We start from the raw sequence: 23,461 nt of genomic DNA, 5'->3' as shown, positions 1-23,461 counted from the left end.
GCGGTATCGCTAGAGACCCGCCTGTGCGAACAGCGCCTTCAGATCCGCTTCCGGCCGTGCGCCCATGTGGGAAATGACCTCCGCCGCCGCGATGCAGCCCATCCGTCCCGAAACCTCCAGCGACCGCCCCGTGGCAAGCCCGTTCAGGAAGCCCGCCGCGAACTGATCGCCGGCGCCCGTTGCGTCCACTGGCGTGACCCGCTCGACCGGCACCGTCACACGCTCCTCCCCCCGGATCAGCACCACGTCGTCGCCGGAGCGGGTGCAGACCACCAAGGGGCAGGCGAAGGAGGCGGCGGCAAGCGCCTCCTCCAGATCGTTCGCCTCGTAGAGCGTCGTGAACTCCGCCTCGTTGCCGATCACGTAGTCGAGCTCCTCGGCCACCAGCCGCTGGAAGTCGGCCCGGTGCCGATCGACACAGAACGGGTCGGACAGGGCGATCCCTGCCATGCCGCCGCCCTTTCGGATCGCGCGGGCCGCGGCGTGGAACGCCTCCTTCCCCTGATCCTTGTCGTAAAGGTAGCCCTCCAGAAACAGGATCTCGGCATCGGCCACGACATCCTCGTCCACGTCAGATGGTCCGACCTCAGACGAAATGCCGAGATAGGTGTTCATCGACCGCTCCCCGTCCGGGGTGACGAAGATCATCGAGCGCGACGTCGGCAGCTCACCCGCACCGACCGGCCCGTTGGGGAAATCCGTGCCATCGCCGGTCATCGCCTCGGCATAGAACCGGCCCAGCGCATCGTCGCGCACGCGGCCGATGAACGCCGTCTTGCGCCCCATGTTCCCGAGGCCCGCCAGCGTGTTCGCCACGGAACCGCCCGCCGCCTGCACCCGGTCGTCCATCGCGGCGTAGAGCGTCTCGCCCCGCTCGCGTTCGACGAGCTGCATGATCCCCTTGTGGATGCCCATATGCTCCAGAAAGCTCTCATCCGTCTGGGCGATCACGTCGACGATGGCGTTGCCGATGCCGACGACCTGGTAGCGTTTGCTCATATGGTCTTCTCCTCGAAGGCACAGAGATCGTTGATAAGACAGTGGGCGCAATCGGGCTTGCGCGCCTTGCAGACATAGCGCCCGTGCAGGATCAGCCAGTGGTGGGCGTGCAGCGCGAACTCCACCGGCACCCGGTCCTCGATGGCACGCTCGACGGCGACCACGTCCTTGCCGGGCGCGATGCCGGTGCGGTTGCCGACGCGAAAGATGTGGGTGTCGACCGCCTGCGCCGGGTGCTTGAACCACATGTTGAGCACCACGTTGGCGGTCTTGCGCCCCACGCCCGGCAGGCTCTCGAGCGCTGCACGGGAGGAGGGGACCTCACCCCCGTAGTCCTCGACCAGGATGCGGGACAGCTTGATGACGTTCTTGGCCTTGTTGCGATAGAGGCCGATCGTCTTGATGTAACCGATCACGCCCTCTTCGCCGAGCGCCAGCATCTTCTGGGGCGTATCGGCAATGGCGAAGAGATCGCGGGTCGCGCGGTTCACCCCCTTGTCGGTCGCTTGGGCGGACAGGGCCACGGCAACGACGAGGGTAAAGGCGTTGAGGTGTTCGAGTTCCCCCTCCGGCTCCGCGCAGTCGTCGCGGAATCGGGTGAAGATCTCTCGGATCGTGGAGTATGGCAGCGGTGCGGTCATCCGCGCCCTCATGGCACGGTCGGCACGGGTCGGGCAAGCGTTCGTCCCGACGCAGGAAACGGGTGGGTGCGACGCGCGCCAACGCCTATTCTCGGGTCCAAGCAAACGAGGAGCGGATCCATGACCCGTCAGGACGATCAGAGCAGTTTCCAGTACGAACTGATGGCCGCGGCCCTGCGCGTGATCGAGGAGCGCGGCGGCGACCAACCGACGTTGGAGGAGCTGGCAGCGGCCATCGGCCTCAGCCCCTCCCACTTCCAGCGGGTGTTCAGCCAGTGGGTGGGGGTGAGCCCGAAGCGCTACCTCCAGTACCTCACGCTGGACCATGCCCGGCGGCTCTTGCAGGACCGGCACACGGTGCTCGACACCACCTATGCGACGGGACTGTCGAGCCCGGGGCGGCTCCACGACCTCTTCATCCGGTGGGAGGCGATGAGCCCCGGCGACTATGCCCGGGGCGGCGCGGGGCTGACGATCCGCTACGGCTGGTTCGACAGCCCGTTCGGGGAGGTGCTGGCGATGGCCACCGACCGGGGCCTCTGCGGCATGGCGTTCTCGGCTGAGACCGGGCAGGCGGAGGCGATGGAGGATCTGCGCGGCCGCTGGCCCAACGCAGAGTTGGTCGAGGATCGGGCGGCCGTGGCACCCTTCGTCGAGGGCGTCTTCGGCGGCTCCGGCGAGCTGATGCTGCATCTCATCGGCGCGCCGTTCCAGATCAAGGTTTGGGAGGCTCTGCTGCGCATCCCCTCGGGCCACGTCACGACCTATTCCGACATCGCGGAAGCCATCGGCAACCCGAAGGCCGTGCGTGCCGTCGGCACCGCCGTCGGTCGGAACCCGGTGAGCTGGCTGATCCCGTGCCACCGCGCGATGCGGAAATCCGGCGGGCTCGGCGGCTACCACTGGGGCCTGCCGGTCAAGCGGGCAATGCTGGCCTGGGAAGCCGCCCGGCTGGAGGCGGAACCCGAATTGGCCGAGGCGACAGCGGGCTGATCAAATAGGCGGGCGCGATTATCGACGCCCGCCTTCTTTTCCCATCAGAAGCGCCGCCGCCTTGGGCTCTCCAGCCCGTTGCGTTCCAGAAGCCTTTGCCTGCGGGCCAAGGGCAGTTTAGGCCGCCCGCGCAATCAGCTGATACTCGCGCGGGCGCAGGGTCGGGCGGGCGGGGCGCATGGGTCGCGCTTCCAGCTCCGGAAAGAGGGCGCGAATCTCCTTCGCCGTATCGTCGTCGGTCCCGAATAGCATCGATCCGGGGTTCAGGCTCTCGGTCGGCGCGCCTTCGGCGAAGATGATCTCGTGGCGGTCGAAGAGGATGTGGTGGTAGCTCACCAGCTCCTCCCCCTCCTCGCGCCGGATGTTTCGGCCCCCGATCAGGCCCTTCGCCGGGACGAAAACCTCGGCTGAGCCAAACATCAGCTCCGCTTCCGGATCGCGGACCAGAACCTTGTGCTGGGGCGAGAGGTAGAGCGGGCGGCGGTTGCCGATCATTCCGGCGGAGAAGCGGATCGGGGCGAAGCGCCCCATCGCCGGCACGTCGCGGGACCCCGCCCAGCGGATCGGTTGCAAGCCGTGATCCAGCGTCGCGACCAGATCGCCGGGGGCAAGATCCTCGACCGGAACCGGACCGCGATCGGTCTCGATCCGCGTGCCGGCGACGAAGCAGACGACGGCCTCCATTTCGGAGAAGCTGCTGCGCCCCGTCTCCCGCCGCTCCGGATCGTCGGCGGCGCGGTCGTAGAAGACGACCTCGCCGCTCAGGTTGCCGGGTTCGGAGGCGGCGTCGTAGATGATCTCGCGAAAGCGGGTCTCGTCGCTGTCCTCGATCCGCAGCACGTCGAAATCGTTCGGGTTCTCGCCGCCGATTGCGGTGTCGCCGACGCCGATCGTGATGTCGTCGTCGCCCTCCCCGCCGCTCAGCGTATCCGCGCCGGAGCCCCCGACCAGCGTATCCGCGCCACCACCGGCCTCGACACTCCGGCCCTCGCGGCTGGCGCTGCCGTCGAACGTGTCGGCCTGCTCGGTGAGGGTGAACGCCTCGATCTCGACGAACTCGGCCCGGTTGGCGCCTGCGGTCGCCGTGCCCGCCTCGTCGCCGCTCAGGACGACGTCGATCCCGCTTTCCGTGATGGCGGAGGCGTCGAGTCGGTCGACATCTTCGCCGTCGGCATCCTCCCCGCCCGCGATCGTGTCCTGCCCGAAGCCGTCCGTCAGCCGGATCACATCGCTTTCGAGGCCTCCGGCGATGTCGTCGTCGCCCTCTCCACCCGTCAGCGTGTCGGAGCCGGTGGCGGGCAGGGTGTCGAAATAGACATCCGTGACGTTGATCGCCTGACCGCCTGCATCCTCGTTGTCGTAGTCGACGACGATGCGCTGTACGGGGCCGTCGATCTCGACCAGCAGGGAGGAGGCCGGGTTGTCGGCGGTCGAATTGGTGCCGACATTGGCCCGCACCGTGTTGCCGTCGACGGTCATGTTGGCGCCGCCAGTCAGGCGGACCGTGACCTCGTTCCCGTCGGCGTCGAAACCGCGGATCGTGAGAATGTCACGGAAGCCGTTGGCATCGATGTCGTTGATGCGGAAGGCGACGTTCGACACCTCGTCGCTCACCCCCGGATCGGTGGCGTTGAAGTCGAACTCGAGCGTGGAGGTATCGGTGCGCGTGCCCGCCTCGCCGCCGGAGCCGCGCAGGAAGGCCGAGGAATTCGGGTTCGTCGTGCCCGCCGTCCCGGCGATGTCGCTCGCGACCACGGTGCGGTTGTCGTAGTCGAACCCCTGCGTCGGATCCGCGTCACCCTGATCGGTGAAGCTGACGTCGACGCGGACGCCTCCGGTATCCTGGCTCACTCCGTCGTTCAGGTCGTCGCCATCGTCGATGGCATCGTTGGGCTCGGCATTGATCGAGGCGCGGTTCGGGTCCTCGAGCTCGGACCAGCGGAAGGCGAGCCGTTCGGAGGTGAAGCCCTCCCCGTCGCCGCGGAGCACGTCGTTGCCGCCGCCGCCGCTCACCACATCGTCGCCGTCACCGCCGAGGATCGTGTCCGCACCCGTGCCGCCGGTGAGCGTATCCGCGCCGCCGAGGCCGGAGATGTCGAGCGGATCAACGCTCGATGCTGCTTCGACCACATCGGCCTGGGAGGTAAGGATGAGACGCTCGACCCCCTCCACACTGCCGGTCTCGCCCGCCCCGTCGGAGAGGGTGGCCGTGCCGTCACCCGCATAGTCGAGGGTGATGCCGTGGCTGGTGATCTGCGTGCCGTCGAGCACGTCCGTCCCGGTGCCGCCGACGATGCTGTCCGCCCCGAAATCGTCGGTCAGCGCGATGGTATCATCGCCAGAACCGCCGGAGATCGTGTCGTCGCCCGCGCCCCCGACCAGGCTGTCCGCGCCGCCGAGGCCGCTGAGCACGTCGTCGCCTTCACCACCGACCAGCGTGTCCGCGCCGTCCGCCTCGACCAGTTCGGGCGTGAAGTAGACGTCGGTGACAGTGACGTGCTGGGACGAGCCGCCGAGATTGTCGTAGTCGATCTCGATCCGCGAGACAGGCCCGTCGATCTGGACGAGGATCGAGCCCGTTGCGTCGTTCTCACCCCCGTCGGCGCGCCCGGTGGCACGCTCCTGACCCGCGACACCGTCCGCATCGGCAAGCGTCGGCCCGGTGGTGCCGCCGACGCCGGAGGTCAGGTTCACCTCGACCGGCTGGCCGTCCGCGTCGAAGGCCCGGATGGTGACACGGTCGATATGGCCGTTGGAGCTGGAGGAAAGATCGATGTCGTTGACGCGGAACTGCACGTTCTCGACCGCGCCGGAATAGGTCTCGTCCGTGCTGTCGAAGGACAACTCCAACGTCGCGGTGTTCTGCCCCTGCCCGTCTGCGCGCGAGCCGCGGATGGCGGCGGCGGAGTTGTTCTCGACCGGGCGGCCGTCCCCCTCGATCCCGTCGATGACCTGGGCGTTGTTCTCGTATTCGAAGACGGTGCCGCCGGATTGACGGTCGTAGCCGACCGTGACCCGGATGCCGCCGACATCGGTGGAAACCGCAGTCGCGTCGTCGCTATTGGCGAAGTCGTCGCCATCGTCGATCGGGCCGCCGGATTGCGGGTCGGGCAGTTCCGACCACTTCAGGCCGAGGCGCGGTGGTGTGCCGCCATCGCCGATCAGGGTGTCGGCGCCGACGCCGCCCTCGATATAATCGTCGCCCGCGCCACCATAGATGCTGTCGTCGCCCGCCTGGCCGACGATGGTGTCCCGGCCCGCGCCGCCGTCGAGCGTGTCGGCCGCGCCCGTCTCCCCGAAGCCGTCGCCGGTGAGGTAGTCGGCACCGCCTTCGCCGCGCACGACGTCGCTGCCGGTCTCGCCGACCAATGTGTCCGCGTCGGTGCCGCCGCTGAGCGTGTCGTTGCCGCTGCCGCCGAAGACGAGATCCGCGCCGCTGCCGCCCGAAACCCGGTCGGCGCCCGCCTCCGCGTCGATCTGGTCCGCGCCCTCGCCCCCGAAGATGTCATCCGCCTGATCGGAGCCGATGACGGTGTCCGCGCCGCCACCCGCGTCGAAGCGCTGACCCTCGTCCGCGTCGAACTGCGCGCTGTCCCGGCCCTCGCCCGAGAAGTCACCGTATCGGACGCTTTCGACGGTCCGGTCCTGCTCGCTGTAGCTGTCGCCGGTGGAGAAGTTTGCATTCGGGTCATCGGGGATGAAGACGCGGTAGTCCGCCCCGGAGTTGGGCAGATTGACGAAGATATACGTCCCCGTGATCTCGTTCCCGTTGGCGTCGATGAAGGTCGTGCGCCCGGTCTGCCCGTCCTGCGTGCTGGACCCGCTGCGATTGCCGCCCGCACCGAAAACCTCGATCCGCTGATTGGTGTCGCTGTCCGAATAATTGCCGCCACCGGTGCCGGAGCCCGAATAGGCGTCGTCGTCATCCGTGATCCGGATCGTGATGCCGGTATCAAGAACAGTGTTATTCGTGCGATTAAGAATAATCGCATTGCGATAGATATACGTGGCCATCCCGTCCTCTTGTCAGGCTGGCCCCCGAATGCACGATGAGGGATGAAAACGACGTTAAGCCGGTAACACTCAATCACTTGAACATTCGGCCCCAAAGGGCACGATGCTAGAAACGAGTGGGACAGATAAAAGTTTCATGACCATCGACTCCGACGCCACGTTAACGCTCCAGACCATCGCGATGCCGGCCGATACGAACGCCAATGGCGACATCTTCGGCGGCTGGCTGATGGCGCAGATGGACCTTGGTTCATCGGTGCTGGCCCGGACCCGGGCGCGCGGGCGTGTCGCCACGGTCGCAGTGGACGCGATGACGTTCCACAAACCTGTACATGTCGGCGACGTGGTCTCAATTTACGCCAGCATGCTGAAAGAGGGGACGACCTCCATGCGGATCGGTGTGGAGGCGTGGGTAAGCCGCCAGCCCACGGGCGAGCATCTGAAGGTGACGCAAGCCGTCTTCACCTTCGTGGCCGTGGATGAGGGCGGACAGAAAAGGGCCTTGCCATGAAACTGCTTCTGACCGTTCTGATCCTGCTTCTGCCGACCGCCGTCACGGCGCAGGACACGCTGCCCGCATTGTTCCGGGTCGTGGATGTGGAGCCGGACGACGTGCTCAACATCCGGGCCGAGCCGACGATCGAGGCGGACATCATCGGGCGCCTCGCCCATGACGCGGTCGCGATCGAGGTGACGGTGGAGGATGCGGAAGGTTGGGGCCGCATCAACCATCGCGACGGGATCGGCTGGGTAAGCCTGCGCTTCATGGAGCGGCAACCCGCCCCGGCGAACGGCCCCCGCTGCTTCGGGGTGGAGCCGTTCTGGGAGCTGAGCCACGACGACGAACAGGCCGTGTGGAAGACGCCCGAGGAGCGGCGGCGCAGCGGCCTGATGACGGTGCTGCCCGATCCGCTTCCCGACGCGCTGGGCGAGACGGTGATCGTCGAGCTCTCAGACCGCCGCATGACGCTGATGTCGACGGCGATGGAGTGCAGCGACGGCGCGTCGGACCGCCTCTACGGCCTCACGAGCCGACTTTTAATAGAGAAGGACGGCACGCCGCCGCAGCTCCTGGCCGGATGCTGCACGATGGCGCCCTAGGCCACCACCCGCAGTGTCAGGTTGATCCGCCCGCCATCGGGCAGCAGCGTCGAGCTGCCGAAGCGGATGCGGTCGATCCCGTGATAGGCAAGGCGCGCGGGCCCACCCATCACCACCACGTCGCCGCTTTCGAGCAGCAAGCTCTGCGTCGGGTCGGCCCGCTCGGTCCCGCCGATGCGGAACGTGGCGCTGTCCCCGAGTGAGATCGACACGACGGGGTAGGAGAAATCCCCCTCGTCCTTGTCCTGGTGCAGCCCCATCTTCGCGCCCTCGCCGTAGAAGTTGACGAGACAGCAGTCCGGTTGCCGCGCGTCCTCGGCCACCGCGTCCCAGATCGCGAGCACCTCCTGCGGGATCGGCGGCCAGGGCGTGCCGCTCGGATGGGTCGGCTCGTAGCGGTAGCCGCGCCGGTCGGTGATCCAGCCGACACGCCCGGCGGAGGTCATGCGCACCCGCATCGGCTTGCCCCACGGCGTGACGGGCGCAAAGAAGGGAGCGGCCCGCGCCACCCCGCGGATCGCCTCCACGAGCGCAGCCTGCGCGGCTCGGTCGAGGAAGCCCTTGTGGATCTCGAACCCGGCGATGTTCAGTGGGGGGAGGCGATCTGTCATCTGCAACCTATATGTCCCGCAACCACACCACGACGAGAGCGGATGATCCCCCGATGAGCCTCAGCCCCATCACCCGAAATGCCGAGATCAAGGACGAACTCAGCGCGCTCGTGCGCGAGGATGCCTTCCGGTCCCTCACCCCCGACCAGATCGAGTACTTCAAGGGCGTCGGCACGGTCGAGAAGGTGCCCGCGGGCACCATGCTCTACACCGCCGGTGGGGACGAATACGACTTCTTCGTTATCCTGTCGGGCCTCGTCCACTTCATCGACCCGACCGAGGACGGCGACGGGCTGATCGGGAAGGCGGACGAGAATGCTTTCATCGGGGAGCTGGGGCTCCTGAGCGGGCAGAAGCCCTTCATCACCTGCAAGGTCATGGAGGATGCGGAGGTGGTTCGCGTCACCTGTCCCCAGCTGCGCGAGACCATCGACCAGAACCCCGAGATCGCCGATGTCGTCGTCTCCGCCTTCTCCGCCCGGCGCGAGGTGCTGATGAAGACGGCGACGGCGAACCTCACCATCCTGGGGCCGGAGACCGATCCCGGCGTGATGCGCGCCCTCGAATTCGTGGGCCGAAACCGGATCCCGCACCGCTGGCTCGACCCCGAGAGCGAGAGCGGCAAGCGCATGGTGAAGCGGCTGGAGCTCGACCCGAACACGGTGAACGTGGTGCTGCGCGGCGATCACGTGGTGCAGACGCCGGACAATCCCGGCATCGCCTGGGCGATCGGCATGAATCTGGAGGTCGATGACGGCACCAATGCCGACCTCGCAGTGATCGGCGCGGGACCTGGGGGCCTTGCCGCGGCGGTCTACGGCGCTTCCGAAGGGCTGTCGACGATCACGATCGAGAACACGGCGATCGGCGGGCAGGCCGGCACGTCGAGCCGGATCGAGAACTACATGGGCTTTCCCACCGGCATCTCCGGCTCCGACCTCGCCTATCGCGGCCAGATCCAGTCGATCAAGTTCGGTGCGCTCTTCGCCGCGCCCCGCACGGCCCGAGCACTGGAGCCGACGGAAAAGGGCTGGCGCATCAAGCTCTGCAACGGCGCCGACATCTGCGCGAAGTCGGTGGTGGTGGCGACGGGCGTGCAGTACCGCCGCCTGCCGCTGACCCGTCTGGAGGAGTTCGAGGGGGCGGGCGTCTACTACGCCGCCACCGACCTCGAAGCGCGGTTCTGCAAGAACACCGAGGCGATCATCGTGGGCGGCGGCAACTCCGCCGGGCAGGCTGCAATGTTCATGTCGCGGCATGCGAAGCACGTGCACGTCCTGATCCGCGGCGCGGGGCTCAAATCGACCATGTCGAGCTACCTCGTGCAGCGGCTGGAGAACCATCCGCGCATCACCATCCGCCCGCATACCGAGATCTGCCAGCTCCACGGTGAGCGCAGCCTCGAGCAGGTGACGATCAAGAACAACCAGAGCGGCGAGACGCAGGACATTTCGACGCGCGCCCTCTTCATCATGATCGGGGCCGCGCCGCACACCAACTGGCTCGACGGGCGCTGCATGCTGGACGAGAAGGGCTTCATCGTGACCGGAGAAAAGGCCGGCGGACGCTCGCAGTTCGAAACCTCCTGCCCAGGTATCTTCGCGGTGGGCGACGTGCGCTCCGGCTCCGTCAAGCGGGTGGCAAGTGCTGTGGGCGAGGGCTCCGTCGTCGTCTCCGCCGTGCACCAGTACATCGACGAGCTGAACGCGAGGGGCTGAGGGCCGCTAGGGCGGCTTCAGCAGGAGCGGTGGCGCTGCATTCTCACGGCGTGCACTGCGCTGCAGCCACCGCTTCCAGCCCCCCAAACGCGCTCCCGAAAGCGGTTTGCCCCTCCGATTTCCGCCCCGTCCGGAGCGGATCGGAAAGCTTGCGGCCCGCCAGCCGCCCCCCTATATCCCTGCCAGATGTTCGCCGGTCGCGTTCGCGTGATTGGCATGGGATGGGGCGCGGGGGCCTCCGAGCAGGACCCGGACCCCGGTATCGCCAGTAAGAAGGGACTTTTGTGAATGTCTAAAGTCATCGGTATCGACCTCGGCACCACGAATAGCTGCGTTGCAATCATGGACGGCAGCCAGGCCAAGGTCATCGAGAACTCCGAAGGTGCGCGCACGACCCCGTCGATGGTCGGCTTCACCGAGGAAGAGCGGCTCGTCGGCCAGCCGGCCAAGCGCCAGGCCGTCACCAACCCCACCAACACCCTGTTCGCCGTCAAGCGCCTGATCGGCCGCCGGATCAACGATCCGATGGTAGAAAAGGACAAGGGCATGGTCCCCTACGAGATCGTCGAGGGTCAGAACGGCGATGCGTGGGTCCGCGTGCGGGATGAGAACTTTTCGCCCTCCCAGATCTCCGCATTCATCCTCCAGAAGATGAAGGAAACCGCCGAGCAGTATCTGGGTGAGAAGGTCGAGAAGGCCGTCATCACCGTTCCGGCCTACTTCAATGATGCCCAGCGCCAAGCAACGAAGGACGCGGGCAAGATCGCGGGCCTCGAAGTGCTTCGCATCATCAACGAGCCGACGGCGGCCGCACTCGCCTACGGTCTCGACAAGGAAGGCTCCAAGACGATCGCGGTCTATGACCTCGGCGGCGGCACCTTCGACATCTCGATCCTCGAGATCGACGAAGGTCTCTTCGAGGTGAAGTCCACCAATGGCGACACGTTCCTCGGCGGTGAAGACTTCGACATGCGGATCGTCGAGTACCTCGCCAACGAGTTCAAGAAAGAGCACGGCATCGACCTGCGCGACGACAAGCTCGCCCTGCAGCGTCTCAAGGAAGCTGCCGAGAAGGCGAAGATCGAGCTGTCGTCCTCCTCCCAGACCGAGATCAACCAGCCGTTCATCTCGATGGACCCGAACACCCGCCAGCCGGTGCACCTGGTGATGAAGCTGACACGTGCGAAGCTGGAAAGCCTCGTCTCCGACCTCATCGCACGCTCGATGAAGCCGGTGAAGGCGGCGCTGAAGGATGCGGGCCTGTCCACCTCCGACATCGACGAGGTCGTGATGGTCGGCGGCATGACCCGCATGCCGAAGGTCTACGAGGAAGTGTCGAAATTCTTCGGCAAGGAGCCGCACAAGGGCGTGAACCCGGACGAGGTCGTCGCCATGGGTGCGGCCATCCAGGCCGGCGTTCTGCAGGGCGATGTGAAGGACGTGGTCCTGCTCGACGTGACCCCGCTCTCCCTCGGCATCGAGACGCTGGGCGGCGTATTTACCCGTCTGATCGACCGCAATACCACGATCCCGACGAAGAAGTCGCAGATCTTTTCCACGGCCGAGGACAACCAGAACGCCGTGACGATCCGCGTCTTCCAGGGTGAGCGCGAGATGGCGGCCGACAACAAGATGCTCGGCCAGTTCAACCTCGAGGACATCCCGCCGGCCCCGCGTGGCCTGCCGCAGATCGAGGTGACCTTCGACATCGACGCCAACGGCATCGTGTCCGTCTCCGCCAAGGACAAGGGCACGAACAAGGAGCAGAAGATCACCATCCAGGCGTCCGGTGGTCTCAGCGACGACGACATCGAGGCAATGGTCAAGGAAGCCGAGGAGAACGCCGAGGCCGACAAGGCCCGCCGCGAGCTCGTGGAGGCGAAGAACCAGGCCGAGAGCCTGCTGCACTCCACCGAGAAGTCGCTGGAGGAGCACAAGGACAAGGTCAGCTCCACCACGGTCGAGGCCATCGAGCTTGCCTCCGCACAGCTCAAGGAAGCGACCGAGGGCGACGACGCCGGTAAGATCAAGGCGTCCATGCAGAACCTGACCGAAGCCGCCATGAAGCTCGGCGAGGCGATCTACCAGGCGCAGCAGGCCGAGGAGGCCGGCGAGACCGAGGACGAGCCGCAGGCGGCCGACGAGGCGATGCGTGGTGACGATGACGTGGTCGACGCCGACTACACCGACGTCGACGACGACAAGAAAGCGTCCTGATCGCCACAGCGACCGGATGATTGTGACCGGCCTCCCGCACTGCCGGGGGGCCGTTTCACGTTCGGTCTGGGAAAGCCGCGCGCCGCCGCCTATCTTCCGGGCATCCCGGTAGGCTGTGCGCTCCGGCTCAGAAACACGGAAACCGTATGTCGAAACGCGACTACTACGAAGTGCTCGGCGTCTCGAAGGGCGCGTCCGAAGCCGAGATCAAGAAGGCCTTCAAGAAGAAGGTGATGGAGTACCATCCCGACCGCAATCCGGACAATCCGGAGGCGGAGGCGAAGTTCAAGGAAGCCAACGAGGCGCACGACGTCCTGAAAGACGCCGAGAAACGCGCGGCCTATGACCGCTTCGGCCACGCGGCCTTCGAAGGCGGCATGGGCGGTGGCGGCGGAGCGCGCTATCGCCAGCAGGGCGGCGGGGATTTCCAGTCCGCCTTCTCCGACGTGTTCGACGATCTCTTCGGCGACTTCATGGGCGGGGCCCGCGGCGGCCGCGGGCGGCAGCGCGCTACGCGCGGCTCCGACCTGCGCTACAACATGCGGATCACGCTGGAGGAGGCCTTCAACGGCAAGCAGGCCCAGATCACCGTGCCCGGCTCCGCAACCTGCGAGGTCTGCGACGGGACGGGCGCCGAGGGCGGTGCGGAGCCCGTGACCTGCCCCACCTGCTCGGGCATGGGCAAGGTGCGCGCGCAGCAGGGCTTCTTCACCATCGAGCGGACCTGTCCCACCTGCGACGGCCGCGGCCAGATCATCAAGAACCCCTGCAGCAATTGTGGCGGCGCGGGCCGGGTCGAGAAGGAGCGCACGCTCAACGTCACGATCCCCGCGGGTGTCGAGACCGGCACGCGCATCCGGCTGGCCGGTGAGGGCGAGGCCGGGGTTCAGGGTGGCCCGTCGGGCGACCTCTACATCTTCATCGACGTCGCCGCTCATCCGATCTTCGAGCGGGAGGGCGTGAACCTCTTCTGCCGCATCCCGGTGCCCATGGCGACGGCCGCACTGGGCGGTGAGATCGAGGCCCCGAACCTCGACGGCGGCCGCTCCCGCGTGAAGGTCCCGTCGGGCGTCCAATCCGGCAAGCAGCTCCGCCTGCGCGGCAAGGGGATGCCGCAGCTCCGCGGACAGGGCACGGGCGATCTCTACATCGAGCTCGCGGTGGAGACGCCAGTGAACCTGACGGCTCGGCAGAAGGAGCTCCTCAAGGAGTTCGAGGCCGAGAGCAAGGAAAACCACCCGGAGAGCGAGGACTTCTTCACCAAGGTGAAGGGCTTCTGGGACGGCATGCGCGGCACCGGTTAAGGCGCACATCTCCCTCCCCCCTCGGGGGGAGGGTTGGGAAGGGGGGAACCCCAACCTCGCAACCCTTTGCAGTGCACGTGAACGGCACACGCGCCATCCTCGGAACAGTCGTCCCGAGGAGCCCCGCCCATGCGTTTCACCCGCCGCCAGTTCTCCGCCATCGGCCTCGCCGCCGCGGCAACCCCGCTTTCCGCCCAGACCCGTGATCCGATCACCGGCGCGCTGTGGGAGGTCACGATGGGCCGCCCGGATGGCTTTCGCGACGGCCTCGCCGACATCGCCGCCGTCGGCACGCCCGACATGGCCGCAGGCCTCATCACCGCCCTGCGCTTCACGCGCGGCCCACGCGACGAAGTCGCCCGCGTCCTGCGTGACATCACCGGTGAGCCGACCGGACCCGACTGGTTCGAGTGGATGCTCTGGCAGGAGGCCAATCCGCAGGTCGTGCCGCATGCCAGCTACATGCCCTACAAGCGACGGCTCTTCCTGTCGATCGACCCGAATTTCGACGTGTTCCTGCAGCCCGAGCACCTCGCCCGCGACCGCATGCGCATCCGGCTGGAGGAGATCACTTGGGGTGGTGTGCGCAAGGACGGCATCCCGTCCCTGGACAACCCGCGCCTGATCTCAGCGGACGAGGCCGACTACCTGCGCGGCGATGATCTCGTCTTCGGGGTGGAGATCAACGGCGACGTGCGCGCCTATCCGCTGCGGATCATGGGCTGGCACGAGATGTTCAACGAGTTGATCGGCGGTGTGCCCGTCGCGCTGGCCTACTGCACGCTCTGCGGCTCCGGCATCCTGTTCGAGACGGCGGTGGAGGGGCGGGCGGAGCCCCTCGTCTTCGGCTCATCCGGTTTCCTCTACCGCTCCAACAAGCTGATGTTCGACCGGGCGACGCATTCGCTCTGGAACCAGTTCACCGGGGAGCCGGTCAGCGGGCCGCTCGTGGACAGCGGCATCCGGCTGGAGCAGCGGCCCGTCGTCATCGACACCTGGGCCAACTGGAAGCGGGCGAACCCGGCCACGCAGGTCCTGTCGCTGAGCACCGGGCACAACCGGAACTACGGATCGGGCGTGGTCTATCGCGAGTACTTCGCCTCGCCGGATCTGATGTTCCCGACGCTCGTCGATCAGCGGCAGCATGCGCAGAAGGACTACGTCTTCGGCATCCGGCAGTTCGGCGGCGCGAAGGCCTGGCCGCTCGACGCCTTCGCCGGAGGGCGGGTGCTGAACGACGGGATGCTGGATCAGGCGCTGGTGCTGATCGGCGACGAGGGCACCCGCAGCGTGCGCGCCTTTGAACGCGGTCCGCACCACTTCACGGCCGTCGCGGGGGGCGTCGCCGACGAGGGCGGCGCGGTCTGGTCGGTAAGTGAGGAGGCGCTGACCGCACCCGACGGACGCGCCCTGCCGCGAGTCGCGGGCCACATCGCCTACTGGTTCGCGTGGGACGGATACCTTGGCACGCGCAGCGAGTTGTTTTCGGAGTGACGAGGGCCGCGCCCGACCTGGAGGGCGCTATTGGCACCGGGTTGATGGGTCCGCGCTCTCAAGTATCCATGCCGCTCAATCTGGGAGCGACATCACCAACGCGCCCTCCGGGGGGGAGGTCGGGCGCGGCCCGGCGGTGCCGCCGGGCGAGGCGTCAAAAGCCCCCCCCCCTCAGCTCATGGAAGGCTGATCGCTCTCCGCCTCCAGCACCAGGGTGGATGGCTCGGGCTTTCGCAGATCCTCGATCCCCAGAGGTTCCGCGGGGCGGGCGAGGCGGTACTTCGTCACCCAGTGCATGCGGTGCTCCGCCCGGGTGATCGCGACATAGGCGAGGCGCTTCCATAGCGGGATGCCCGCCTCGCTGCGCCCCATCCGGGCCGCACCATACAAATCAGGGGCGAAGACCTGCACCTCGGGCCACTGGCTCCCCTGCGCCTTGTGGATCGTGCAGGCCGCGCCGTGGACGAAGGCCGCGCCCATGCGGGCCGCCGAGGGGATGAAGGGTTCCTCCTCGTCCGGCTTCTCGATCTTGATGATGGTGGCGGCGTTCACCTGCGGCTCCTCCGCGCCCATCACGAAGAGCCGCGAGAAGCCAGGCTTCCGCCCCTCGCCCATGAAGACGCATTGCGCGCCCTTAATGAGCCCGCGGGCCTCCAGGTCGATCCGCTTCTTGCGGTGCTTGAGCGGCAGCTCCACCCCGTCGCAGATCAGCGGCTCGCCGGGCAGCAGCGCCATCTCGGGCGCCTGATGTGCAGCCCGGAAGGCGGTGATCAGGCGGACCCGCGTCGCGTTGCGCCAGACCAGAACGGGGGAGCGGGCCATCAGCGCCGCATCGACCCGCGGGGCGATCACGACGCGGTCATCGTTCGCGGCCGCCTCCTCAATCATCCGCTCGAAGTCGTGGAACTCCAGTTCCGGATCGGCCAGCGCGTGGGCGAGGTCGAGGATCGGGCTGTCCGCCTCCTGCCGGTGCACGCGGGAGAGGTTCAGCTTCCGCCCCTCGGGCAGCGCATCGAAGACCATCGAGCCGGACTGACCGACGGGAGCGAGCTGCGCCGGGTCGCCGAACAGCACGAGGGTCGAGAAGATCTCCTTCAGGTCCTCCATCTGCTTGTCGTCGAGCATGGAGCTTTCGTCGACGAACCCGATGTCCAGCGGGTCGTCCCGCCGCTTCCAGCCGGTGATGAAATCCGAGCCGCGCAGCCCCGCGGCAGCGAGCGCTCCCGGCACGCTGGGCTGCTGGGCATAGAATGCAGCGGCGCGGTCCAGCGCCTCCTCCGTCAGGCCCTCGATCGTGGGACGGTCACCGTCGCCGGCTAGCCATTCCGCGATCTTCTCGTATTCCGGGTCGTAGACCGGCGTGTAGATGATCCGGTGGATCGTCGTCGCGGGCACGCCACGGTTGCGCAGCACGCTCGCCGCCTTGTTGGTGGGGGCGAGGATCGCGAGGGTGCGCTTGTCGCCACGCTTGCGGCTCTCCCAATCGCCGGAGACGGTTTCGAGGCCCGCCGCTTGCAGCGCCTTCACCAGCTCGGCGAGCAGCAGCGTCTTGCCCGAGCCCGCCTTACCGAGGACCGCCATCACGCTCGTCTTGCCCTCGACCGGGGGCAGCGTCGTGCTCTCGGTCAGGTCGACACCGGCGGCGAGCAGCGCCTCCGCGATGCTGTCCCACGCCTCGGCCTGGTCGTCGGAATAGATGATGGGGGTCGACATGGCGCGACCCTATCCGGGCGCGCCGGGGGCTGCCAGCGCGAACGACGGCGGCGGAGCGAAAGCTTCAGGCGATGCGGCGCGCGACGAGGCCACCGGGGTGACGCTCGATCTGCCCGGCGAGTTCCATGTCCATCAGCGCGGCGAGGACCTGACCCGCGGGCACGCCGAGATTGCGGATGAGCTCGTCCTCCGCCACCGGTGCTGGCGAGATGAGGCCGACCAGCATCTGCCGCGTCTCGTCGGGCAGGGGCCGGTCGCCGAGCCACTCACCGGTATCCTCGTGAAAGCCGGTGACGGGCCGCACGGGCAGGGCGAGGGCGTCGAGCACATCCTCCGCACTTCGCACCAGCCCGGCACCCTCTCGGATCAGGCGGTTGCATCCCGCTGCGCGTGCGTCGAGCGGGTGGCCCGGCACGGCCATCACCTCCCGCCCTTGCTCCAGCGCCATCCGGGCGGTGATGAGGGAGCCCGAACGCTCCGCCGCCTCCACCAGCACAACGGTGGTGGCGAGGCCTGCGATGATGCGGTTGCGCTTGGGGAAGTGGCGGGCCATCGGCTGCAGGCCCGGCGGGGCTTCGCTCAACAGCAGACCGGTGTCGGCGATCTGCCTGGCGAGCTCCTGGTTCGAGGCCGGGTAGATCACGTCGATCCCGCCGGCCATCACGGCGACGGTCCCGGTCTCGAGGCTCGCCGTATGCGCCGCCGTGTCGATGCCGCGGGCGAGGCCGGAGGCTACCACGTGGCCCACCGCCCCCAGGTCCAGCGCGAGTTGCCGCGCCATGCGCAGGCCCAGCGCCGAGGCGTTGCGGGCGCCGACCAGCGCGGTGACCGGCCTTTCCACCAGCGCGACATCGCCGCGGGCCCACAAGACCAGCGGGCCGTCATTGAGCTCCATCAGCCGCTCGGGATACCCGTGGCCACCCATGACGAGCAGACGCGCTCCACTGTCCTGACCCCGCGCGAGTTCCTCTCGCACCCGGTCCATCGGCGCGGGGCGGTAGCTGCGCATCCCGCCCCGCGCGGCGTGCTGCGGCAACGCCTCCAACGCGCAGACGGCATCGCCATAGGTCTCGATCAACCGGCGAAAGGTGACCGGCCCGACACGCGGTGAGCGGGCAAGCGCGAGATGCGCCTCCACCTGATCGGAAGAGAGTCGGGACACGGGCAGAAACCTCCACCCACCTCCTTACGGCGAGAGATATTAACCGGGCGTTAATGCTGGGAGCCGGAGGACTGCCCGATCTTCGGCTCGGTGCCCTTCACCAGCCGCGCGATGTTGCTCCAGTGCTTGATGCAGATCATCACCATCATGATGAGCGCGACCCAGATCACGGGCTCCTTGCCCGTGAACACCAGGTAGATCGGCGTCAGCAGTGCCGCGACCAGCGCCGCCAGCGAGGAGATGCGGAACACCGCCGCCGTCGCGAGCCAGGTCAGGCAGGTCAGGATCCCCGCCGGCCAGTGCAGGGCAAGCATCACGCCGAGGAAGGTCGCCACGCCCTTCCCGCCCCGGAACTTCAGCCAGATCGGATAGAGATGGCCCGCGAAGGCGCCCAGCGCCGAGGTCTTCGCCGCGAGCTCGCCGTAACTGTAGTAGGCGATGAAGACCACCGCGGCCCCCTTCCCACCGTCGAGCAGCAGGGTGAGGAACGCCGCGAGCTTGTTCCCCGTCCGCAGTACGTTCGTCGCCCCGATATTGCCGGAGCCGATCTTGCGCACATCGCCGAGCCCGAAGAGGTGCGAGATGATCACGCCGAACGGGATCGAGCCGATCAGGTAGCCGCAGAACACGAAGAATGCGAGCCACGGTCCCGCCCGGTGCCAACCGAGAATATCCGGAAGCCAGGCCGTCATGCGGCGCCTCCGTGGACCCGGCGGCCACCGACCCAGGTGCCCAGCACCTTGCCCTGCATCCGGCGCAGGTCATAGGGCGTGTTCTTCGACTTCGACGCCAGCGACCAGCGATCGAGCACGTAGGGCGCGTCCGGGTCGAACAGCACGAGGTCCGCGGGCGCACCCGGCGACAGACGGCCCTGCGGCAGGCCGAGCAGGCGCGCCGGGTTCAGGGACAGTTTCTCGAACAGCTCCGGCAGCGTCATCGCCTCCCCATGCACCAGTTGCAGGGCGGCGGGGAGCAGCGTCTCGAGCGCGACCGCACCGCTTGCGGCCTCCTCGAAGGGGAGACGCTTGCTCTCCTCGTCCTGCGGGGTGTGCATGGATGAGATAAGGTCGATTTCCCCGTCAACCAAGGCGGTTACGATGGCCTGCCGGTCTTCTTCGGAGCGCAGCGGCGGCTTCACCTTGAAGAACGTGCGGTAGTCCGCGACGTCGAGAAGGTTGAGCGTCAGATGGTGGATCGAGGTGCCCGCCGTCACTGGCAATCCGGCGGCCCGGGCCCGGCGCAGGGCGGGCAGGGCGGCTGCAGTGGTGATCTGGTCGGCGTGGTAGCGCACGCCCGTCGCCTCGACGAGGGCGAGATCCCGCTCCAGCCCCATCCGCTCGGCGAGTGGAGACACGGCGGGCAGGCCGAGTTGCGAGGCGTACTGGCCGGAGGTCATGCAGGCGCCCGCACTCAGCCGCGGTTCCTGCGGGTGCGCGATGACCAAGGCGCCGAGGCCCGCCGCGTAGGTCAGCGCGCGGCTCAGAACCTTGGTATCGGCGACGACCGCATCGCAGTCGGTGAAGGCGACCGCACCCGCGTCGAGCAGGAAGCCGATCTCCGTCATCTCGGCGCCCGCACGGCCCTTGGTCAGCGCCGCCATCGGAAGGACGCGCACGGCCGCGTCATCCTCCGCCCGCTCGATCTGGAAGCGGAGCATCTCGGGCGTATCGATCACGGGGTGCGTGTCGGGGCGCGTCACGATAGTGGTCACGCCACCGCGCGCCGCGGCCCGGCCGCCCGTGGCGAAGCTCTCCTTGTGGCGCTCACCCGGCTCGCAGATCTTCACGCCGATATCGACGATGCCGGGCGCGAGGCAGACACCGTTGCAGTCGATCACCTCGCCGGGTTCGGAGAGGCCAGCGCCGGTTTCGACGATCTCTCCAGCTTCGATGCGCAGGTCACCGATGCGCTCCGCGCGGGTCTCGGGGTCGATCAGGCGGGCGTTGCGGAACAGGGTCATGTGCAGCCTCCGCTCCTATGGCGGCCCCCCTCCTGTCCTCCCCCCGCCAGGGGGAGGAACGCAGGATGATGGCTTTGGATGTCATCCGAACGGGGGCGCTCCGCCCGCGCGGACTGGTGCCATACCGGAGACGGAACCCCACGGCCCGCCTGCTGCGTCCCCTCTCTCGCCTGCGGGGGAGGGACAGGGAGGGGGCCGCCGCGCAAAGAAAGGAAGGGGCGCCCGCTCATGCCGCCCTCCGCGACAGCAGTTCCAGCACCGCCATGCGGACGGCCACACCCATCTCCACCTGCTCCTGAATGGCGGAGCGGGTGAGGTCGTCGGCCAGCTCGCCGTCGATCTCTACCCCGCGGTTCATCGGGCCGGGGTGCATCACGATCGCGTCGTCCTTCGCGTTGGCAAGCCGCGCCGCGTCGAGGCCGAAGCGATGGAAGTACTCCCGCTCCGACGGAATGAAGCCGCCGTCCATCCGCTCGCGCTGCAGCCGGAGCATCATCACCACGTCGGCGTCGCGCAGACCTTCGGCCATGTCGTGGACGACCTCCACGCCAAAGCGCTCGATCCCCGCGGGCATCAGCGTCTTCGGCCCGACGAGGCGGACGCGGTTTTCCATCTTTCCCAACAGGATGATGTTCGAGCGCGCCACCCGGCTGTGCGCGATATCGCCGCAGATGGCGACGGTGAGTCGCTGCAGCCGCCCCTTCCGCCGCCGGATGGTCAGCGCGTCGAGCAGGGCCTGCGTCGGATGCTCGTGCCGCCCGTCACCCGCGTTGATCACGGCGCAGTTCACCTTCTGACTGAGCAGCGCCACGGCCCCGGAATTGGGGTGCCGCACTACCAGCAGATCGGGGTGCATGGCGTTCAGCGTCAGCGCCGTGTCGATCAGCGTCTCGCCCTTTTTGATGGAGCTCGCCTGCATCGCCATGTTCATCACATTCGCGCCCAGACGCTGGCCCGCGATCTCAAAACTCGCCTGCGTGCGCGTGGAGTTTTCGAAGAACATGTTGATCTGCGTGCGCCCGGACAGTCGCGTGCGCCAATCGGGATCTGGAGCGCCGGCGTAACGCTCCGACCGGTCGAGAACCGCTACGATATCGGCCGGGGAAAGGGCTTCGATCCCCAGAAGGTGACGGTGCTCAAACATGCTATGCCTTGTCCCTGCGGCAGGTGTTATGGCAGGAGACCCGGCACGGAGCAACGGTCGTGCCGCAATTCCACTCTAAGTATAAGAAAGTGGGTGCGCATACTCTCGCGGGAGGCACGGCCATCCGGACCATGAACAAGACACTGGAGGGGGTTCCAATCGTGTCACGCCAAGCTCTTGCGGGGCTCTGCCTCGGTTTCATTGCGTTATCCACGCCAGTTTTCGCACAGTGCGATCCGGGCGAGATCCTCATCCGCTTCAGCCACGTGACGGCCGAGACGGGTCACCCGAAGGGCGAGGCGGCGCTGCTGCTCCAGACCCGCGTGAACGAGGAGATGGACGGCCGCGCCTGCATGGAGGTCTATCCGCGCTCGCAGCTCTTCAACGACGACGACGTGCTGCCCGCCATGCTGCGCGGCGAGGTCGAGATGGCCGCGCCCTCGCTCTCGAAATTCGGGGCGTACACGCCGCAGCTCCAGGTGTTCGACCTTCCGTTCCTGTTCGAGGACATCCTCGCCGTGGAGGAGTTCCAGAACTCCGACGCCGGGCAGGAGCTCAAGGAATCGATGGTCGATGACGGGCTTCTGGGCCTCGAGTTCTGGCACAACGGCATGAAGCAGCTCTCGGCCAACGTGCCGCTGGTCGATCCGGCAGATGCCGACGGGCTGAAGTTCCGGGTGCAGCGCTCCGCCGTGCTGATGGCGCAGATCGAGGCGTTGGGCGGCGAGCCCTTCCCGATGGCCTTCTCCGCCGTGTTCGACGCGCTGCAAAGCGGTGACGTCGACGGGCAGGCGAACACCTGGTCGAACATCTACACCCAGGGCTTCCACACCGTGCAGGACGGCGTGACCGAGACCAATCACGGCATCGTGGACTACCTCGTCGTCACCTCTGTCGAGTGGTGGGAGGGGCTGCAGCCCGACATCCGCGAGGACCTCGCGCAGATCCTGCTGGAAGTCACCCACGAGCGGAACCGCTTCGCCTTCGAGCTCGGCGAGCTCAACAAGATCCGCGTGCGGCAGGAAGGGGCGACCATCCGAATCCTCGATGACAACGAGCGCGAGGCGTGGGTGTCCGCACTGGCGCCGGTCTACGACCAGTTTCGTGACGAGATCGGGGCCGACCTGATTCAAGCAGCACAGGCCGCCGAGGGCGGCATCTGACATTTGTACCGAAGTGTTGCAGAAAAATTTGCAACGAAATGAACCGGATAAGGCCCCTGCGTTGCGGCGGGGCCTTGTTTCCTTAAGCATGGTGCCGCGTCGGCCTTCTGTTCGACATATTTTTCTGGAAACTGGCGCCGAGGTTTTTGATTTCGCTGGAGAGAGACGTGCGTCTAATTGGAAAAACCGTTCTACTGGCCACCGCGATGTCGGCGGCATCCGTTTCGGCTCAATCTAATCCCGCGTGCGATCCCGGTGAGCTGGAGATGGTGTTCTCCCACGTGACCGCGGCGGTGGGTCACCCGAAGGGCGAGGCGGCGACCGCGCTGGCCGACCGGATCAATGCCGATCTGAACGGTCAGGCCTGCATGACCGTCTACCCGAACTCCGAGCTCTACGCAGACGACGATGAGCTCTTCCAGGCGATGCTGGATGGCGAAGTGCACTTTGCAGCACCATCGCTGGCCAAGATGAGCCCGATCGTGCCGCAGGCGCAGCTGTTCGATCTTCCCTTCCTGTTCGACAACATGGAAGAGCTGATCGACTTCACCTACACGCCCGAGGGTGAGAGCATTCTCGAAGCGGCGTCCCTCAACGGTTACCTCGGCCTCGGCTACTGGCTGAACGGGATGCGTGAGATGTCGGCCACGGTTCCGATCCGCCGGCCCGAGGATGTCCAGGGGCTGACCTTCCGTCTGTCCGGCTCCCCTGTGGGCGAAGTTTACTACGACATGCTTGGGGTTGAGACCATCACCATGTCGTTCTCCAAGGTCTACGACGCCCTCGCCACCGGCGAGGTCGACGGGCAGGAGAACAGCTGGTCCAACATCTACACGAAGTCCTTCTACACCGTGCAGGACGGCGTGACCGAGACCAACCACGGGGTGCTGGCCTACATGCTGTTCACCTCCGAGGCGTTCATGGACTCCTTGGATCCCGGCCTGCGCGCCGAGCTCGAGCAGATCATCCTCGAGGTCACGCATGAGCGGAATGGCTTCGCCTACCAGCTCGCCGACGTGAACCGCAATCTCATCCTGCAGGATGGCGGTGTCATCCGCACGCTGAACGACGAAGAGCGTCAGGCGTGGGTCGATGCGCTCCTGCCCGTGTGGGACCAGTTTGAAGATGCGATCGGGGCGGACCTGATCCAGGCGGCCTCCGGCCGCGCTGCGGGCCTCTAAGACGTCCGGTAGATCCTCTTTTCCACATCTTTCGGAGGGCCGACGG

18 protein-coding genes are annotated in these 23,461 nt (G+C 67.1%); 9 read left to right on the top strand and 9 right to left on the bottom strand.

Annotated features, from left to right (window positions below; genetic code table 11):
- Window positions 1-9 precede the first annotated feature (9 nt).
- Both I0K15_RS09755 and nth read right to left on the bottom strand, forming a co-directional pair.
- Window positions 10-999: an adenosine kinase gene (locus I0K15_RS09755; RefSeq protein ID WP_196105246.1), complete on the bottom strand. Its 990-nt coding sequence runs from the start codon at window positions 997-999 to the stop codon at window positions 10-12.
- Entirely contained in the window at window positions 996-1,640 is a 645-nt protein-coding gene (gene nth, locus I0K15_RS09750) for an endonuclease III (protein ID WP_196105245.1), read from the bottom strand. The genes I0K15_RS09755 and nth overlap by 4 nt, the downstream gene beginning before the upstream one ends.
- A gap of 120 nt (window positions 1,641-1,760) precedes the next feature.
- Between nth and I0K15_RS09745 the strand changes: the two genes are divergently transcribed.
- Window positions 1,761-2,633 (top strand): methylated-DNA--[protein]-cysteine S-methyltransferase, encoded by an 873-nt coding sequence (locus I0K15_RS09745; RefSeq protein WP_196105244.1) that lies wholly within the window; start codon window positions 1,761-1,763, stop codon window positions 2,631-2,633.
- A 117-nt stretch (window positions 2,634-2,750) separates the two neighbouring features.
- Here I0K15_RS09745 and I0K15_RS09740 read toward each other — a convergent pair whose 3' ends face one another.
- The gene (locus I0K15_RS09740) at window positions 2,751-6,647 is read right to left on the bottom strand and encodes a Hint domain-containing protein (RefSeq protein WP_196105243.1); all 3,897 of its coding nucleotides are present in this window, start codon (window positions 6,645-6,647) and stop codon (window positions 2,751-2,753) included.
- Between the two features lie 136 nt (window positions 6,648-6,783).
- Between I0K15_RS09740 and I0K15_RS09735 the strand changes: the two genes are divergently transcribed.
- On the top strand, window positions 6,784-7,158 hold the full coding sequence (locus I0K15_RS09735; RefSeq protein ID WP_196105242.1) for an acyl-CoA thioesterase: 375 nt from the start codon (window positions 6,784-6,786) through the stop codon (window positions 7,156-7,158).
- Entirely contained in the window at window positions 7,155-7,748 is a 594-nt protein-coding gene (locus I0K15_RS09730) for an SH3 domain-containing protein (protein ID WP_196105241.1), read from the top strand. Before I0K15_RS09735 ends, I0K15_RS09730 begins: the two co-directional genes overlap by 4 nt.
- Here the strand turns inward: I0K15_RS09730 and I0K15_RS09725 are convergent.
- A complete protein-coding gene (locus I0K15_RS09725; protein WP_196105240.1) occupies window positions 7,745-8,359 on the bottom strand; it encodes an alpha-ketoglutarate-dependent dioxygenase AlkB family protein in 615 nt (204 codons plus the stop codon). The two genes, I0K15_RS09730 and I0K15_RS09725, sit on opposite strands and share 4 nt — an antisense overlap.
- A gap of 53 nt (window positions 8,360-8,412) precedes the next feature.
- Between I0K15_RS09725 and I0K15_RS09720 the strand changes: the two genes are divergently transcribed.
- The 4 genes from I0K15_RS09720 to I0K15_RS09705 all read left to right on the top strand — a co-directional run bounded on the left by I0K15_RS09720 (window position 8,413) and on the right by I0K15_RS09705 (window position 15,092).
- On the top strand, window positions 8,413-10,077 hold the full coding sequence (locus I0K15_RS09720) for an FAD-dependent oxidoreductase (protein ID WP_196105239.1): 1,665 nt from the start codon (window positions 8,413-8,415) through the stop codon (window positions 10,075-10,077).
- Between the two features lie 288 nt (window positions 10,078-10,365).
- Window positions 10,366-12,294 (top strand): molecular chaperone DnaK, encoded by a 1,929-nt coding sequence (dnaK, locus tag I0K15_RS09715; RefSeq protein WP_196105238.1) that lies wholly within the window; start codon window positions 10,366-10,368, stop codon window positions 12,292-12,294.
- Window positions 12,295-12,440: 146 nt separating this feature from the next.
- Complete coding sequence (gene dnaJ, locus I0K15_RS09710; RefSeq protein ID WP_196105237.1) at window positions 12,441-13,598, top strand: molecular chaperone DnaJ; 1,158 nt, start codon at window positions 12,441-12,443, stop codon at window positions 13,596-13,598.
- A 129-nt stretch (window positions 13,599-13,727) separates the two neighbouring features.
- Entirely contained in the window at window positions 13,728-15,092 is a 1,365-nt protein-coding gene (locus I0K15_RS09705) for a DUF3179 domain-containing protein (RefSeq protein ID WP_196105236.1), read from the top strand.
- Between the two features lie 171 nt (window positions 15,093-15,263).
- On the opposite strand, the gene I0K15_RS09700 is transcribed toward I0K15_RS09705, so the two are convergent.
- From I0K15_RS09700 to I0K15_RS09680, 5 genes are all read right to left on the bottom strand, one after another.
- Window positions 15,264-16,805 (bottom strand): ATP-dependent DNA helicase, encoded by a 1,542-nt coding sequence (locus I0K15_RS09700; RefSeq protein WP_196105235.1) that lies wholly within the window; start codon window positions 16,803-16,805, stop codon window positions 15,264-15,266.
- A 64-nt stretch (window positions 16,806-16,869) separates the two neighbouring features.
- Window positions 16,870-17,967 (bottom strand): DNA-processing protein DprA, encoded by a 1,098-nt coding sequence (dprA, locus tag I0K15_RS09695; protein WP_196105234.1) that lies wholly within the window; start codon window positions 17,965-17,967, stop codon window positions 16,870-16,872.
- A 50-nt stretch (window positions 17,968-18,017) separates the two neighbouring features.
- Window positions 18,018-18,659 (bottom strand): glycerol-3-phosphate 1-O-acyltransferase PlsY, encoded by a 642-nt coding sequence (gene plsY / locus I0K15_RS09690; RefSeq protein WP_196105233.1) that lies wholly within the window; start codon window positions 18,657-18,659, stop codon window positions 18,018-18,020.
- On the bottom strand, window positions 18,656-19,927 hold the full coding sequence (gene pyrC / locus I0K15_RS09685; RefSeq protein ID WP_196105232.1) for a dihydroorotase: 1,272 nt from the start codon (window positions 19,925-19,927) through the stop codon (window positions 18,656-18,658). The genes plsY and pyrC overlap by 4 nt, the downstream gene beginning before the upstream one ends.
- A 226-nt stretch (window positions 19,928-20,153) precedes the next feature.
- The gene (locus I0K15_RS09680) at window positions 20,154-21,071 is read right to left on the bottom strand and encodes an aspartate carbamoyltransferase catalytic subunit (RefSeq protein ID WP_196105231.1); all 918 of its coding nucleotides are present in this window, start codon (window positions 21,069-21,071) and stop codon (window positions 20,154-20,156) included.
- 131 nt (window positions 21,072-21,202) lie between these two features.
- Here I0K15_RS09680 and I0K15_RS09675 point away from each other — a divergent pair, with 131 nt between their 5' ends.
- Both I0K15_RS09675 and I0K15_RS09670 read left to right on the top strand, forming a co-directional pair.
- Window positions 21,203-22,234, top strand: coding sequence for a DctP family TRAP transporter solute-binding subunit (locus I0K15_RS09675; RefSeq protein WP_196105230.1), 1,032 nt, complete (start codon window positions 21,203-21,205; stop codon window positions 22,232-22,234).
- Window positions 22,235-22,440: 206 nt separating this feature from the next.
- Window positions 22,441-23,415 carry a DctP family TRAP transporter solute-binding subunit gene (locus tag I0K15_RS09670; RefSeq protein ID WP_196105229.1) on the top strand — a complete coding sequence of 325 codons (975 nt, stop codon included), beginning with the start codon at window positions 22,441-22,443 and terminating at the stop codon, window positions 23,413-23,415.
- Window positions 23,416-23,461: the final 46 nt, after the last annotated feature.

The organism is Pontivivens ytuae, from assembly GCF_015679265.1.
GTDB classification, from domain to species: domain Bacteria; phylum Pseudomonadota; class Alphaproteobacteria; order Rhodobacterales; family Rhodobacteraceae; genus Pontivivens; species Pontivivens ytuae.
This window is presented reverse-complemented; position numbering and strand designations above follow the sequence as displayed.